A 14853-nucleotide genomic window follows, 5' to 3' on the forward strand; every position below is an offset into this window, starting at 1 on the left:
GCAACAACGCACCGACCGACGTTCCCGACTCCTAGGCCGGAGCCGGGGCCGGGCCGGGCGCCAGGGCCGGAGCCAGGGCCGGAGCGGGGCCAGGGCCGGAGCGGGGCCGGGAGCCGGCCTGGGGGCGCGGGGCAGGGCATCGTCGTCGAGGCCCGGGCGGACAGGTCCGTCGGCGTCCTTTGGAGCTGAATCGTTGGCGACATCAGCCCCGGCGGATGGATGGGCCGCCCAAGCCGACAATCGAGACCCGAGCGCCGCTCAAGCGCCCATGCAACCCGAACAAGTCAGGCACCCAAGCAACCCGAACAAGTCGAGCATCTCGGCAGCGGCTTTCGCTCGCAAGATCGCGCAACATCCTGGATGTAGTGGCATCCGTCATGCTCCGAACCCACTACATCCAGGATCAAGCGCGATCTTGGGCGAGCGCATCGGCTGCCGTGCGCCGCGAAGCGGGTATGCGGATGCCGATTGGGGTGCTCGACTCGGGTTCCCGGAAGTCGGGGTATCCGGGTCAGGTGGATGGCCCGGTTTCCTGAATGCCGAGTCGATCATGTGTGGTCGGCACCGGAGGAGACCCCTGATGTCGTAAACGAATCAGCTCCAAAGGATGCCAGGACAACGCATGCCGGCCGAGCCCGCATCCGCCGACCGCACCCGGGCACCGGCCGGGCGGCGGCAGGTCGGGCACTGGCGCTTCAGACGGCAGCCCCGCAGGCAGCAACGCGGCCGGCAGCAGCCCAGCGGCCGGCAGCAGCCCAGCGGCCAGCAGCGCGGCCGGTAGCAGCGCGGTCAGACGTAGAGCGAGGTGAACGGCGCCCAGGGCAGGTTGCGTAGCACCGAGAAGGCCAGCCACGCGGCCAGGAATCCGCCGATGACCTTCGAGCTGATCCGCAGCTCGGGTAGGCGCCATCCGAACGCCTGGTTTCCCGCCCAGGCCACGAAGAGGTACGCGAGGAACGGCAGCGCGAAGACGAACAGGAAGTGGTGCCGGGCGGCGGCCGGCAGGTCGGCGTGCAGTACGTACCAGAGCGCTCGGGTGCCACCACAGCCCGGGCAGTCCAGCCCGGTGGTCAACTTGAGCAGGCAGGTGGGCGCGGCATCCGGGTCGGCGTAGGTCGGGTTGCTCAGCAGCGCGTAGCTCATGCCGATCGCGACGCAGCCGACCGCGGCCAGCGGCACTGCCCAACGCGGGGAACGTTCGTAGAGCCGCAACACGAATCGGGTGAGCCGGTCCGGCTCAGGCGCCGGGTAGCCACCTGGAGGGGTGGTCGGCCAACCCTCCGGACCCGAGCCGCCGGGACCGAAGCCAACGGGACCGAAGCCGCCGGGACCCGTGCCACCGTCGGTCGGCGCCGTGTGGACGGCGCTGGGGGCTGGGTGCGGCTGGTCGACCGGTCCGGGAGCGCTCGTCACGCGCTCACGGTACACCGGACACGCCGGCCAACGCGGCGGTGAGCGGACCAGCCAGATCGCCGGCCGCTGGCGGGGCCACCGCATCCAGGCCGAGCCAGCCAGCGAGGCGGTACAGCTCGGCGGCGAGCGCGACGGCGGTCTCCCCCGGGTCGGCGTCGGGTTCGAGCCAGGCGGCTGGCACGAGCAGCACCCCGGCCTTCCGATCGGCCTTCAGGTCGACCCGGGCGGTGAACCGGTCGCCCTGCAGGAACGGCAACACGTAGTAGCCGTAGACCCGCTGTGGCGCCGGGACGTAGATCTCGATCCGGTAGGTGAAGTCGAACAGCCGCTCGGTGCGGGCGCGTTCCCAGATCAGCGGATCGAAGGGGCTGACCAGCGTGTTGCCCCGCACCCAACGCGGCAACCGGGCGGACGCGTGCAGCCAAGCCGGCTGTCGCCAGCCCGCCACGGTGACCGGCACCAGCTCACCGGCCTCGGCCAGTTCGGCGACGGCCTGCCGGGCGCCGGCCAGCGGCAACCGGAAGTAGTCGCGCAGCTCCGGCTCGGCGGCGACCCCGAGGGATCGCGCGGCGAGCGAAACCAGCGTCCGGTACGCCTCGGCGTCGGTCGGGGTGGGCGCGGCCAGCACCGCCGCTGGCAGGACCCGCTCGGGCAGGTCGTAGCGGCGGGCGAAGGAGGTGCTGCGCTCGGCGGCGGTCACCTCGCCGGCCCAGAACAGGAACTCCAACGCGCGCTTGACCGCCGACCAGTTCCACCCCCAGTTGCCGGTCTCGCGGGGGGCGTCGTGCTCGATCTCCGCGGCGGTCAGCGGCCCCCGGGCGGCCACCTCGTCCCGGACCCAGGCGACCAGCTCCGGCTGCTCCTGGGCGATCCGCCGCATGCCGCCCCAGGATTCGCTGTGCGCTCGGGCCATTCGCCAGCGCAGCATCGGGTGCAGCTCCACCGGGACCAGCGACGCCTCATGACCCCAGTATTCGAACAGGTCACGCGGGCGTCGGTAGGCGGCCTGGTCGAGCAACGTGGTCGGATAGGGCCCGAGCCGGCTGTAGAGCGGCAGGTAGTGCGCGCGTTGCAGCACGTTGACCGAGTCCATCTGGATCAGCCCGACCCGGCCGAGCACGCGACGCAGGTGCCGGCGGGTGGGCGTGCCCGTCGGCGACGGGTCGGCGAAGCCCTGGGCGGCGAGCGCCACGCGGCGGGCCTGGGCGAGCGAGAGTGATTCGGGCGCGGTCATCGTCGGCGACCTTAATTCATCGGTACGACGCCGGTGCGGGAAGCTGGACGTGACGACCAACGGGGCATAGAACGGTGCAATGCTGACCATCCGTCGGGAGGAGCCGGACGACGCCGAGGCGGTCGCCCGGGTACACGTGCACGGCTGGCAGGCGGGCTACGCCGGCTTCATGCCGGACGAGGTGCTCGGGCGGCTCAACGTGATGGCCTGGGCGCAGCGTCGTCGCGACGTCGGCACCGCCGATCCGGAACACCCGTTCATCACCCTGCTCGGCGAGGTGGACGGGTCGGTGGTGGGCTTCACCACCTTCGGGCCGTACCGCCGCAACCAGGACCGGGACGACCTCGACCCGACGGTCGGCGAGGTGGTGGCGCTCTACGTGGAGCCGGCCCACTGGGGTGACGGGACCGCGGCGGCGTTGCTGGACGCCGCCCGGAGCGGGCTCACCGAGCGGGGCTGGGCCGACTACCGGGCGTGGGTGCTGGCGGACAACCGGCGGGCCCGGCGGTTCTGCGAACGCGCCGGCCTGTCACCGGACGGTGAGCGGTCGACCTACCAGGTGCCGCTGGCCGGTGGGGGCCCGCCGGTCGGGCTGGTCGAGCTGCGGTACGCCGGACGCCTCGACGGTTGACCCGTTCGGGGTCAGCCACCGGCGGATCGGCAGGAAGGCCAACAGCGCCAGACTGATCCACACGTAGGCGTTGCTGCCCAGGAAGCCGTCGACGCCGGTGAAGTCCTTCTCCCACACCCAGACGGTCCGGCTGATCAGCAGCGCGTACCCGATGGTCGCGGCGACCAGCAGGACCCGCCGTCGCCGGCCGGCCGGCGCGGCCATCGCGTTGTCGACGAGCAGGATCAACGCGGGCAGCAACCAGACCAGGTGGTGCACCCAGGTGACCGGGCTGACCAGGCACATCACCGCGCCGGTGAGCGCCAGGCCGGTCGCCTCGTCGCCGGCCGCGACGGCGGCCCGGGACCGCCAGGCCCAGAGCGCCAGGGTGCCCAGCACCAGCAGCAGCCACAGCAGGGTGCTCGGGTGCTCCGGGTCGAGCCGGGCGACCACCCCGCGCAGCGACTGGTTGGAGACGAAGGCCAACTCGCCCACCCGTCCGGTGTTCCACAGGGCCTCGGTCCAGAACTCCCGGGACGCGTCCGGGAAGAGCGCGGCAGCCAGCAACGACACCCCGGCGGCGGTGCCGCTCGCGGTGAGCGCCGCCCGCCACCGCCCGGTCACCAGCAGGTAGACGATGAACACGCCGGGGGTCAGTTTGATCGCCGTGGCGAGGCCGATGCCCACCCCGGTCCACCGGCTGCCGGTCGGCATCAGCTGCAGCAGGTCCACCGCCACCAGGAAGAGCAGCAGCGTGTTGACCTGGCCGAAGTTGACGGTTTCCCGCATCGGTTCGAACGCGGCGGCCAGGCACAGCGCAACGGCGAGGGCGAACCACCGGGTCCACCCGGCGCGGCGGGCGATCGGGTCGACGAGCCACCAGATCAGCACCGTGGTGGTGGCCACGCTGGCGAGGACGCTCACCACGATCGCGGCCGTCCACGGCAGGTACGCCATCGGCAGCATGACCAGGGCGGCGAACGGCGGGTAGGTGAAGCCGTACTGCGTGTTGGGCTTGAGGTAGTCGTAGATCTCTCCGCCGTCGTGCACCCACCACGTCAACGCGCCGTAGTAGACCTTCAGGTCGAAGAAGCCGTGCCGCACGGCAGCGACGGCGAGGAACCCGGCGACCGCCGCGGCGAGCACCACCACCCCGACGACCTGCGCGGTTGTCCTGTTGGCACCCTGCGCCACCGTCGTCTCCCCCGCCCTGCGTAGGCTTCCGTCCCATGGCTCTCGGGTACGTCCGCCCGGCGCGTCCCGAGGACGCCGGCGAGATCGCACGCATCCAGCTCGCGACCTGGCGGGTCGCGTACCGCCGGATCCTGCCTCGGCATGTGCTCGACAACCTGGACGAGGCGTTCCTCGCCCGGCGGTGGAGCGCCGCGGTGCTGGAGCCGCCCTCGGGCGCGCACCGGGTGCTGGTCGCCGTCGAACAGGCCGAGCAATCGTATCTGGTGGGGTTCGCCGCCTCCGGCCCGGCCGACGGCGAGGCTCTCGCCCCGGGTGAGCCGGCCGACGCGCTCGGCCCGGACGTGGCCGCGGTGACCGACCTTCTGGTGGAGCCGCGGTGGGGTCGGCGCGGGCACGGTAGTCGGCTTCTCGCCGCCGCCGTCGACCTGTGGCGGGAGGACGGCATGAGTCGCGCGGTGGCCTGGGCGTTCGACGGTGACGAGGCGACCCGGAAGTTCCTCACCAGCACCGGCTGGGAGCCCGACGGCGCGGCCCGGGCGCTTGACGTCGACGACATGCTGGTGCCTCAGGTGCGCCTGCACGTGGCCGTTCCGGCCGAAAAGGTCGAGTGACCGAAGCGGCGGCCCCACGGTCGGGGCCGCCGTACCGAACCGGGTCAGCCCTTGTCGGAGCCGTCGTTGGCGTCGCGGACGAAGTACCGCTGGAACACCACGAAGATGATCGCCACCGGGATGGTGGCCAGTAGCGCGGCGCCGAGCTTGAGCGGGTACTGGGTGCCCTTGCCGAGGGAGCCGCTGACCAGGTCGGCGAGGCCGCGCGGCAGGGTGAACAGGTCCGGGTCCTGCACCGACACCAGGCTGTGTGGGAACTCGTTCCAGGAGCCCTGGAACGACAGGATGGTCAGGGTGATCAGCGCCGGTTTCGCCATCGGCAGCACCACCGACCAGAAGGTACGGAAGATGCTCGCCCCGTCGATCCGGGCGGCCTCCTCGACGCTCACCGGGATGGACTCGAAGAACTGTTTCATGATGAACACGCCCGCCGCGTCAGCCAGCAGCGGCACCACCAGGCCGGCGTAGCTGTTGTAGAGGCCGAGCTGGTTGAGCACCAGGAACTTCGGGATGAGCAGCACCACCCCGGGCACCGCCATCACCGCGATGACTGCGGCGAACAGCCCGCCACGCCCCCGGAACCGCAGCCGGGCCAGCGCGTACCCGGCGAGCGAGTCGAAGAACACTCGCCCGAGGGTGACCAGCACCGTCACCAGCAGCGAGTTGCCCAGCCACAAGGGGAAGTTGGTGCCGGCGAAGATCCGTTCGAAGCCGGCCAGTGTGAGCGGGTCCGGGAACGGTGACAGTGGGTTCGCCGCCGCGTCGGGCTCGGTCTTGAGCGAGTTGCCGATCTGGATGACGAACGGGTAGAGGAACACCAGCCCGAAGAAGACGAGTGTGGCGTACCCCAGGAAGCGGGTGGCGAGGGTGCGGGCCGCGCGCTGGTGTCGCCGCGCGGGCGCCGCCGCCGGGCGGTCGGTGAGCACTGCCATCTCAGGACCTCTCCGGTACGCGTCGACGCCGCCAGCCGCGTCGCGGCCGGTCGGTGTCCCGCTCGGCCAGCGCCCGGCGCTGGATCAGCGTGAGCACGATGATGATCAGGAACAGGACGAAGGAGATCGCCGCGCCGGAGCCGTACTCGAAGTCCCGGAAGGCGGTCCGGTACGACAGGTACGCCGGGGTGAGTGTGGTCTTGGCCGGGTCGCCCTGGCTCATCACGTACACCTGGTCGAAGACCTGCCAGGAGCCGATCATGCCGAGGGTGAGCACCAGGAAGGTGGTGGGTCTGATCATCGGCAGGGTGACGTACCGGAAGCGCTGCCACCGGGACGCGCCGTCGAGGGTGCTGGCCTCGTCAAGCGTGACCGGCACGTTCTGCAGCCCGGCGAGGAACATCAGCATGAAGGTGCCGGAGGTGGTCCAGACGACCAACGTGATGATCGACATCATCGCCACGCTCGGGCCGGCCAACCAGTCCCACCAGGTCAGCCCGAACGGGCCGCCGTCGGTCAGCGCCGCCGGTGGCGAGTCCACACCGACCGCGCCGAACAGCAGGTGCAGCACGCCCCGGGGGTCGGCGAACCACTCCGGGCCGTCGATGCCGAAGAAGCCGAGCAGCGCGTTCACCGCGCCGGAGTTGGCGAAGAGGAACAGGAACACCACGCTGATCGCGACCGAGCTGGTGACCGAGGGGAAGTAGAAGGCGCTGCGGAAGAAGCTCTTGCCCTTGAGCATCCGGTTGTTGACGACCAACGCCAGTCCGAGCGCGAGCACCGTCTGCGCCGGCACCACGATCGCCACGTAGTAGATGTTGTTGCGGATGCTCGTCATGAAGTCCCGGCGGGCCAGCCCGTCCTCGGTGAACAACCGCGTGTAGTTGTGGCCGCCGACGAACGGGACGTCGCCGGTGAAGGGACTGCCCTGGCCGTTCCAGTCGGTGAGGCTGACCCAGAGCGCCATCAGGATCGGCAGCAGCAGGAACAGCCCCAGAATGACGATCACCGGCGCGACGAAGAGCCAGCCGGCGAGGTTCTCGTTGCTGCGGATGCCGCCCCTGCGTCGGCGGGGGCCCGACCCGGGCGCGGTCGCCGCGGCGGTCAGTGTCTCGGTTGCCATCTTCCCTCCCTCCCTTCCTCTCTCCGACCGACGTGCGGTGGGGGCCCCGGTGAACACCGGGGCCCCCACCGTCAGCTCAGCTGCCGCCGAGCGCCGCCTTGGCGTTCTTGTCGAAGTTCTGCAGGATGGTCTTCGGGTCGCCGTTGGCCAGCCCCTGCAGACCGGTGTCGAGGTCCTTGAGGACGCTGTCCATCTTCGGGGCGTTCACCGGGCCCTGGGCGTATGCGGCGCCGTCGATGAACACCTTGTCGGCCGGGAAGGCGGCGGTGTACTGCTCGCCCGCCGACTGCCGGGACGGCATGACGCCGAACGCCTTGGCGAAGGTCATCTGCTGCTCGCCGCTGGTCATCGCCTCGACGAACTTGATCGCCTGGTCCTTGTGCTTGCTCTTGGCGGCAACACCCCAGCACTGGGTGAAGGAGAGGGTGCCCTGCCCCTTGGGGCCGGCCGGCAGCGCCACGACCTTGTACTTCACGTTCGGGAAGTCGTTCTGCAGGGCACCCTTGATCCAGTTGCCCTCGATGGTCATCACGGCCTTACCCTTGCCGAACGCTTCGCCGGACCAGCCGGCGTCGAGCTGCTTCGGGTACTTGGCCAGCCCGGTCGTGAGCATGGTCTTGACGTACTGGAGGGCGGCCAGGTTCTCCGGGGTGTCCGCCGTGGGCTGCTTGCCGTCCTTGCTGGTCAGCCAGCCACCGTTCTGCACCATGAAGGCGCCGATCCGGTCCCGGGTGTCACCGATGGCGAGCGGAACCTGCCCCTTCGCCTTGATCTTCTGGGCGACCGCGGTGAGCTGGTCCCAGGTCGTCGGGACGTCGGCGTCGGTCAGCCCGGCCCGGGTCCACAGGTCGGTGTTGATCTGCAGGGCCAGGGTCGAGAAGTCCTTGGGCGCGCAGTAGAGCTTGCCGTCGTACGTGAAGGCGGTGCGCAGGCTCTCGTAGAAGTCGTCCGGGTTGCTGACCTTGTCGCCGTACGGCTCGAGGGCGCCGACGCTCGCGTAGTTGGCGAACTGGGCCGCGTCCACGTAGAAGACGTCCGGCGGGGTGCCGCCGGCGAGAGCCTGACCGAGCTGCTGGGTGAGGTCCTGCGCCGGGGTGACGGTCGCGGTGTTGCCGGAGCTGCCGGCCCACTTCGCGGCGGCGTCCTGCACCGCCTTGGTCTCGGCCTCGCCGGACGAGCCGATCAGGATCTGCAGGCTGGCCGGCCCGCTGGACTGGGCGGTGTCGCCGGAGGAGTCGTCGAAGCCGCTGCCGCAGGCGGCGGAGCCGAGGAGGGCGACGGCGGCGAGGCCGGCCACCGCTGCCCGGGTGATTGTTCGGGGTGCCATGGTTTCTCCTGGTGGGGGGGTGTGGGACTACGCGGTGTGCCGCAGCGCCAGCGAGGGCTGGAGCAGCACGGGGGTAGGGGTCTCGTGGTCGCCGTCGAGGACCCCGGTGAGCAGGTCCACGCAGCGGGCGGCGGCGTCGCCGAGCGGTTGGCTGACGCTCGTCAGCCCGACCGCGGCGGCCACCGGCGTGTCGTCGAAGCCGATCACCGACACCTGCGGGTCGACGCCGCGGATCGCCTGGAGGGCACCGAGGGCGAGTGAGTCGCTGGCGCAGACCACGGCGCTCGGCGCCACGGCGACGAGCAGGTCACGCATCAGCCGCTCCCCCTCGGCGATGCCGTCCTCGGTCTCCCGGTGCAGCCCGGTCGGGTCGACGCCGGCTGCGCCCAGCGCGTCGCGCCAGCCGGCCCTCCGGTCGTCGCCGACGCCGGAGCCGTCGGGCCAGCCGATGAAGGCGATCCGCCGGTGGCCGGCGTCCAGCAGCCGCCGGGTGGCCTGGGCGGTACCGGCGGCGCCATCCACGTCCACCCAGGGGTGCGCGTCGAGCGCGTCCCACGGGCGGCCGAAGGTCACGAACGGTACGTCCCGGTCGGCGAGCCACTGGGTACGCGGGTCGCCGTACTTGGTGCCCACCAGCACGAACGCGTCCAACTCGTAGGTGCCGAGCAGGTCGCCGTAGGTGGCGATCTCCCGTTCGTCGTCGGTGGCGGTGTAGAGCAGCACCCGGTAGCCGGCGGCGTCGGCGGTCTCGGTGAGGCCGTGCAGGAAGCGGTCGAGCACCGAGCCGTTGATGCCGTCGCGGGTCGGGTCGATGCGGGCGGCGATGAGGCGGGACCGGCCGGTACGCATCTGTCGGGCGGCCTGGTTGGCCCGGTAGCCGAGCGCGTTGATCGCGTCCTGGACCCGCTGACGGGTCTCCTGCCGCACGATGTGCGGGCTGTTGAGGACGTTGGACACGGTCTGCCGGCTGACTCGGGCGTGCCGGGCCACCGTCGCGATGGTCACCTTTTCGGCCACTAAATCCCTCTCGCCATCTTGAACGATCCAATTTGGATAAGGCAGGATTGGATCGTTCAAGTTTCTGGAATGTTTCGCACTTTGCACCGCCAGGGGCGCGTTGTCAAGATGGCCGCCCCGCACCCCGAGGATCTGGAGCCACACCGTGATCGAACGCCAGCTGCAACCCCTCCTGCACGAGTTGGTAGGGGTGGTCTTCGCCCCGACCAGCGCGCTGGGGGACGCGACCGGGCAGATCCGCCCGACCGGCGTCCAGGGCGTCTTCCACGCCGACGCCCGGGTGCTCTCCCGCGCCGAGCTGCGGGTCGACGAACGGGAACTCGAGGGGCTGACCCGCGGCGACGACGGCCCACACGGTGCACGCTTCGTCGGCCTGGCCCGCTGGCTCGGCGACCCCACCCCCGACCCGACGGTCCGCGTCGACCGCCTGCGCCGGGCCACCCGCAACGGCCTCACCGAGGAGCTGCGGATCGTCTCCACCGCCACTGTCGACGTAAACGCCACCGTCACCGTCGACCTCGGCTGCGACCTGGCACCCATCGAGGCCGTCAAGTCCGGTGGCGCCGCCGCCGCACTGGAGGCCAAGACCGGCCAGCCGAGCGTGCTCACCTGGTCGGGAGCGGGAATCACCGTCACCGTCACCGCGTCCGACGCGGACGTGCTGGCCGACGCCGAGCGTGCCACCGCGCCACGGCTGGCGTGGCCGGTCCACCTGCCTCCCGGCGGCGAGACCGTGCTGCGCTGGCAGTTGGCCGTCGAGGACCCGCGCGCCGTCGTCGTCGGCCCAGCCGGCGAACCGGAGTGGTCCCGACCCGAGGTGACCGCCGACGACCGACGCCTCGTCCGACTGCTGGACCGCAGCCTCGACGATCTGCGCGGCCTCCGACTGGCCGAGACCAGCGCCCCCGGGGACGTGTTCCTCGCCGCCGGCGTGCCCTGGTTCCTCACCCTGTTCGGCCGGGACAGCCTCTGGGCCGCCCGGATGATGCTGCCGCTCGGCACCGACCTGGCCGCCGGCACCCTGCGCGTACTCGCCCGCCGGCAGGGCACCCGGTTCGACCCGGCGACCGGCGAAGCCCCCGGCAAGATCCTGCACGAGCTGCGCCGACACGAGTTCACGGTGCCCGGCAACGGCCTGCGCCTTCCGCCGGCGTACTACGGCACCGTCGACGCCACGATGCTCTGGGTCAACCTGCTGCACGACGCGTGGCGCTGGGGCATGCCCGCCGAGCAGGTCGAGCCCCTGCTGCCGCACCTGGAGGCGGCTCTGCGCTGGCTCGGCGAGCACGCCGACCCGGACGGCGACGGCCTGGTCGAGTACGTCGACACCACCGGGCACGGGCTGTCCAACCAGGGCTGGAAGGACTCCGGCGACGCCGTCCGATTCCGCGACGGCACACTGGCCACCGCGCCGATCGTGCTGGCCGAGGTGCAGGGTTACGCGCACGAGGCGGCCGTGAACGGAGCCGCCCTCCTGGACGCCTACGGCCGACCGGACGCCGACCGGTGGCGCGAGCACGCCGCCGCGCTTGTCGGCCGGTTCCGCAGGAGCTTCTGGGTCGACGGCCGCCACGGCCCGCAGCCCGCGCTCGCCCTCGACCGCGACAAGCGGCCGGTCGACTCGCTGACCAGCAACATCGGCCACCTGCTCGGCACCGGCCTGCTCGACCGCGACGAGGAAGCCCAGGTCGCGCACCTGCTCACCACGGACACCATGGCCGCCGGGTTCGGGCTGCGGACCATGTCCAGCGACGACGCCGGCTTCAGCCCGCTGTCGTACCACTGTGGCTCGATCTGGACCCACGACACAGCGATCGTGCTCGGTGGGCTGGCCCGCGCCGGGCACCGGGAAGCCGCGCTCGGCCTGACCGAAGGGCTGCTCAGCGCGGCCGAGGCGTTCGACTACCGGATGCCGGAGCTGTACGGGGGCGACGACCGCTCACTGCTGAACCGGCCGGTGCCGTACCCGGCCGCGTGCCGACCGCAGGCGTGGGCGGCGACGGGTGCGGTGCTGCTGCTCCAGGCCGCCGCGGGGCTCTACCCGGACGTGCCCGGCGGCACGGTCCGACTGGCACCCCTGGCGGGAGCAGAGTTGGGAGCCGTGGCGGTCGACGGCCTCCGCGTGGCCAACACCCCGGTGCACGTGTCTGTCGACCGCACCGGCGAAGCCACAGTCACCAACCTCCCCACCCCGCTAATCCCAACCTCAACCCTCCCCACCCAACGCCGCCCAAAATCCCCAACCCACCCCGCCTAACCCGCCCCTGCCCGCCCCTACCCGCACCCCGCCCCAGCCCTTGACCCCTCCCCGGCGCCCGGCCCCGCCCGGCCCCGCCCCGTCCCCACCGGTCGATCATGGAGTTGTGCTGGGCGACAGCTCCGTGTACGCCCCTTTTCGCGGGGCACCACAGCTCCATGATCGACACCGGCCCAGGCCCGCCGCCCCGGCGATCTTGCAGTTTCGGTTGCCGTTACGGGTGGGATGTCCTCTTCGTCGCGACAGGAAGTGCTAGATCGCGGGGTTCAGGGTCAGGGGGTTCGTTCGGCGATCAGCTCTTCGTCGTCGACCGCGCCCGTTGGGCGAAAGCCCAGGGACTCGTAGAGGGCGGCAGCCTGGGTGTTGTCGGGGTGGTACGAGAGGCGGACCGGGGGGTTGCCCTCTCGGGCCGCCAGCCAGGGAGCCAGGGTCTGCACGGTGGCCCTGCCGACGCCCCGGCCCTGCTCGGCGGCGTCGATCAGCATCCCGCCGATCCAGTGCGAGCCGTCGTCGTCCACACCCCACATGACGTGACCGACGACGGTCTCGTCGGCGTACACCGCGAGCGAGTTCCACACCTCGGAGCGGGTGCTCAGCAGCAGATAGCGCGCTCCCAGCGCGGCCACGAAGCGGCGCTGGTCGTCACGCGGGGCGACGTCGGCCACGGCACGCCAGTTGTCGTCGTCGACCGGCCGTAGCGTCACTCGCCGCCCGCGCCGGTCCAGGTGTCCACCATCGATCATCGGCGGATGCTACCCGGTCCGCATGTAGAGATCTTGGACAGTTTCCGTCAGCGCGTGACGGTAACTGTCTAAGATCTGCGCCAGCATTGCGGGAGCGGACGGTCTGAGCTCAGTCGAGGAGGGCGTCCAGGCCGACGGTGAGGCCGGGGCGGTTGCGCACCGCGCGGACGGCCAGCAGCACCCCCGGCATGAACGACACCCGGTCGTACGAGTCGTGCCGGATGGTCAGCGTCTCGCCGGTACCGCCGAACAGCACCTCCTGGTGGGCCACCAGGCCGGTGGCGCGCACCGCGTGGACGCGTACCCCGTCGATGTCGGCGCCGCGCGCACCCGGCACCTCGTCCTTCGTGGCGTCCGGGACCGGGCCGAGACCGGCCTCGGCGCGGGCCTGGGCGATCTGCCGGGCGGTGTGGGTGGCGGTGCCACTCGGGGCGTCCAGCTTGCGCGGGTGATGCTGCTCGATGATCTCGACGGACTCGAAGTGTCGGGCGGCCCGCGCGGCGAACTGCATCATCAGCACCGCGCCGATACCGAAGTTCGGGGCGATGACCACGCCCACCTCGGGCCTGTCGGCCAGCCAGCCGCGCACCTGCTCCAGCCGTTGCTCGGTGAAGCCGGTCGTGCCGACCACCGCGCTGATGCCCTGCTCGATGCACCACTGGAGGTTGTCCATGACGACGTCCGGCGTGGTGAAGTCGACGACCACCTCGGCGGTGGAGACGGCGGAACGGTCGTCACCCTGGTCGATCGACGCCACCAGGGCGAGGTCGTCGGCGGCGTCGACCGCCTTGCAGACCTCGATGCCCATCCGGCCACGGGCACCGAACACGCCGACCCGCACCAGCCCGGCGGGGGTCTTCTCCTGCTCGTCAATCACGGGGCACAACCTATCCCAATCGGGACGGGCCCTTCCGGCCGGATCCGGGGCATCCACCCGCCGGGATGCCCCGCCCGGAAAGACTCGGGCCGCGCTGGGGACGGAAGGACTCAGACCGCGAAGTCGCCCGCACCGAAGGGGCCCACCACGGCCAGCGACATCGGTCGGTTGAGCAGCTCGGCGGCGAGCACGTTCACGTCCTCCACGGTGACCTCGTCGACCCGGCGGAGCAGCTCGTCGACAGGCATCAGGTCGCCGTAGAGCAGCTCACCCTTGGCCAGGCGGCTCATCCGGGAACCGGTGTCCTCCAGGCCGAGCACGAACGAGCCCTTGCTCATCCCCTTGCCCCGGGCCACCTCGGCCTCGGTCAAACCGTCGGCGGCCACCCGGGCCAACTCGGCGCGGGTCAGGGCCAGCACCTCGTCCACCTTGCCCGGCGCGCAGCCGGCGTAGACGGCGAACAGGCCGGTGTCGGCGTACTGGCTGGCGTAGGAGTAGACCGAGTACGCGAGGCCACGCTGCTCGCGGATCTCCTGGAACAGTCGGCTGGACATGCCACCGCCGAGCACGTTGTTGAGCACCCCGAGGGCGAACCGCCGCTCGTCGAGCCGGTCGATGCCGGGGCAGCCGAGGATGACGTGTGCCTGCTCGGTCTCCTTCGGCTCCACCAGTGTGGTCGCCGGCTTGGTGCGTACCGCCGGGGTCGCCACGCGGTGCGGCGCCGGGCTGGCCGGGTCGCTGTCCAGCGGGGTTCCGCGCACGGCCTGACGGACCAGCTTGACCACAGCGGAGTGGTCGAGGTTGCCGGCGGCGGCGATGACGATCTGCGGCGCGGTGTAGCGACCCCGGTAGAAGGTCTGGATCTGCCGCCGGGTCATCGGGGTGACGGTCTCCGCGGTGCCGGAGATCAGCCGGCCCAGCGGGTGATCGCCGTAGACGGCCTGGACGAAGAGGTCGTGCACCTCGTCACCCGGCTCGTCGTCGTGCATGGCGATCTCCTCCAGGATCACGCCACGCTCGGTCTCGACGTCGGCCGGCTCCAACAACGAGTCCGCGACCAGGTCGCACATCACGTCGATCGCCAGCGGCAGGTCCTCGTCCAGCACGCGGGCGTAGTAGCAGGTGTATTCCTTCGTGGTGAAGGCGTTGGTCTCGCCACCCACCGCCTCGATCTGCGAGGAGATCTCCAGTGCGGTGCGCTTGTGGGTGCCCTTGAAGAGCAGGTGCTCGAGGAAGTGCGCGGCACCCGCCTGCGGGCCGGTCTCGTCACGCGAGCCGACCGCCACCCAGATGCCGAACGAGACGCTGCGCATCGCCGGAATCGCCTCGGTGAGGACGCGCAGGCCGCTGGGCAGCACGGTACGACGTACCGTGCCGCCCAGCGGGTCGTCGCTGAGCGTCCGGGTCACCGCGCGGGCGGTGCCGCCGGAGCGGCCCGCCCCGGTGTCCCGAGACGGGACCACCCCCCGTCGATCCGGTGGAAACGGCGCGCTGATGGCCCGACTCACGACTTGC

The 14853-nt window shown here is 71.4% G+C and carries 13 protein-coding genes; 3 read left to right on the top strand and 10 right to left on the bottom strand.

The genetic code is table 11. From position 1 onward, the window contains the following. Positions 1-789 precede the first annotated feature (789 nt). Both ACIBEF_RS14245 and ACIBEF_RS14250 read right to left on the bottom strand, forming a co-directional pair. On the bottom strand, positions 790-1413 hold the full coding sequence (locus ACIBEF_RS14245; protein WP_396793772.1) for a DUF2752 domain-containing protein: 624 nt from the start codon (positions 1411-1413) through the stop codon (positions 790-792). A gap of 4 nt (positions 1414-1417) precedes the next feature. Next, the gene (locus ACIBEF_RS14250) at positions 1418-2647 is read right to left on the bottom strand and encodes a winged helix-turn-helix domain-containing protein (RefSeq protein ID WP_396793773.1); all 1230 of its coding nucleotides are present in this window, start codon (positions 2645-2647) and stop codon (positions 1418-1420) included. A 79-nt stretch (positions 2648-2726) separates the two neighbouring features. On the opposite strand from ACIBEF_RS14250, the gene ACIBEF_RS14255 reads away from it, so the two are divergent. Next, complete coding sequence (locus tag ACIBEF_RS14255) at positions 2727-3278, top strand: GNAT family N-acetyltransferase (RefSeq protein WP_396793774.1); 552 nt, start codon at positions 2727-2729, stop codon at positions 3276-3278. On the opposite strand, the gene ACIBEF_RS14260 is transcribed toward ACIBEF_RS14255, so the two are convergent. After that, entirely contained in the window at positions 3177-4451 is a 1275-nt protein-coding gene (locus tag ACIBEF_RS14260) for a glycosyltransferase 87 family protein (protein WP_396793775.1), read from the bottom strand. The genes ACIBEF_RS14255 and ACIBEF_RS14260 overlap by 102 nt on opposite strands. Positions 4452-4486: 35 nt before the next feature. Here ACIBEF_RS14260 and ACIBEF_RS14265 point away from each other — a divergent pair, with 35 nt between their 5' ends. Next, positions 4487-5062, top strand: coding sequence for a GNAT family N-acetyltransferase (locus ACIBEF_RS14265; protein WP_124854113.1), 576 nt, complete (start codon positions 4487-4489; stop codon positions 5060-5062). Between the two features lie 44 nt (positions 5063-5106). On the opposite strand, the gene ACIBEF_RS14270 is transcribed toward ACIBEF_RS14265, so the two are convergent. The 4 genes from ACIBEF_RS14270 to ACIBEF_RS14285 all read right to left on the bottom strand — a co-directional run bounded on the left by ACIBEF_RS14270 (position 5107) and on the right by ACIBEF_RS14285 (position 9461). After that, positions 5107-5994, bottom strand: coding sequence for a carbohydrate ABC transporter permease (locus tag ACIBEF_RS14270; protein ID WP_355009552.1), 888 nt, complete (start codon positions 5992-5994; stop codon positions 5107-5109). Between the two features lies 1 nt (position 5995). Next, complete coding sequence (locus tag ACIBEF_RS14275; protein WP_396793776.1) at positions 5996-7117, bottom strand: carbohydrate ABC transporter permease; 1122 nt, start codon at positions 7115-7117, stop codon at positions 5996-5998. A 76-nt stretch (positions 7118-7193) separates the two neighbouring features. Continuing rightward, entirely contained in the window at positions 7194-8444 is a 1251-nt protein-coding gene (locus ACIBEF_RS14280) for an extracellular solute-binding protein (RefSeq protein ID WP_396793777.1), read from the bottom strand. Between the two features lie 27 nt (positions 8445-8471). Continuing rightward, on the bottom strand, positions 8472-9461 hold the full coding sequence (locus tag ACIBEF_RS14285; protein WP_396793778.1) for a LacI family DNA-binding transcriptional regulator: 990 nt from the start codon (positions 9459-9461) through the stop codon (positions 8472-8474). Between the two features lie 145 nt (positions 9462-9606). On the opposite strand from ACIBEF_RS14285, the gene ACIBEF_RS14290 reads away from it, so the two are divergent. Continuing rightward, positions 9607-11718 carry a glycogen debranching N-terminal domain-containing protein gene (locus ACIBEF_RS14290; RefSeq protein WP_396793779.1) on the top strand — a complete coding sequence of 704 codons (2112 nt, stop codon included), beginning with the start codon at positions 9607-9609 and terminating at the stop codon, positions 11716-11718. Positions 11719-11990: 272 nt separating this feature from the next. Here ACIBEF_RS14290 and ACIBEF_RS14295 read toward each other — a convergent pair whose 3' ends face one another. The 3 genes from ACIBEF_RS14295 to ACIBEF_RS14305 all read right to left on the bottom strand — a co-directional run bounded on the left by ACIBEF_RS14295 (position 11991) and on the right by ACIBEF_RS14305 (position 14846). Further along, positions 11991-12461, bottom strand: coding sequence for a GNAT family N-acetyltransferase (locus ACIBEF_RS14295; RefSeq protein WP_396793780.1), 471 nt, complete (start codon positions 12459-12461; stop codon positions 11991-11993). 109 nt (positions 12462-12570) lie between these two features. Beyond that, complete coding sequence (dapB, locus tag ACIBEF_RS14300) at positions 12571-13338, bottom strand: 4-hydroxy-tetrahydrodipicolinate reductase (protein WP_396793781.1); 768 nt, start codon at positions 13336-13338, stop codon at positions 12571-12573. 110 nt (positions 13339-13448) lie between these two features. Next, complete coding sequence (locus ACIBEF_RS14305; protein WP_396793782.1) at positions 13449-14846, bottom strand: M16 family metallopeptidase; 1398 nt, start codon at positions 14844-14846, stop codon at positions 13449-13451. Between the last annotated feature and the right edge of the window lie 7 nt (positions 14847-14853).

The organism is Micromonospora sp. NPDC050795, assembly GCF_044456785.1.
Lineage (GTDB): Bacteria > Actinomycetota > Actinomycetes > Mycobacteriales > Micromonosporaceae > Micromonospora.

What these genes read in the sequence shown, in the direction of transcription:
- ACIBEF_RS14250 (WP_396793773.1), bottom strand. Translation starts at nt 2,647, where the DNA reads ATGACCGCGCCCGAATCACTCTCGCTCGCCCAGGCCCGCCGCGTGGCG.
- ACIBEF_RS14255 (WP_396793774.1), top strand. Translation starts at nt 2,727, where the DNA reads ATGCTGACCATCCGTCGGGAGGAGCCGGACGACGCCGAGGCGGTCGCC.
- ACIBEF_RS14265 (WP_124854113.1), top strand. Translation starts at nt 4,487, where the DNA reads ATGGCTCTCGGGTACGTCCGCCCGGCGCGTCCCGAGGACGCCGGCGAG.
- ACIBEF_RS14270 (WP_355009552.1), bottom strand. Translation starts at nt 5,994, where the DNA reads ATGGCAGTGCTCACCGACCGCCCGGCGGCGGCGCCCGCGCGGCGACAC.
- ACIBEF_RS14275 (WP_396793776.1), bottom strand. Translation starts at nt 7,117, where the DNA reads ATGGCAACCGAGACACTGACCGCCGCGGCGACCGCGCCCGGGTCGGGC.
- ACIBEF_RS14280 (WP_396793777.1), bottom strand. Translation starts at nt 8,444, where the DNA reads ATGGCACCCCGAACAATCACCCGGGCAGCGGTGGCCGGCCTCGCCGCC.
- ACIBEF_RS14295 (WP_396793780.1), bottom strand. Translation starts at nt 12,461, where the DNA reads ATGATCGATGGTGGACACCTGGACCGGCGCGGGCGGCGAGTGACGCTA.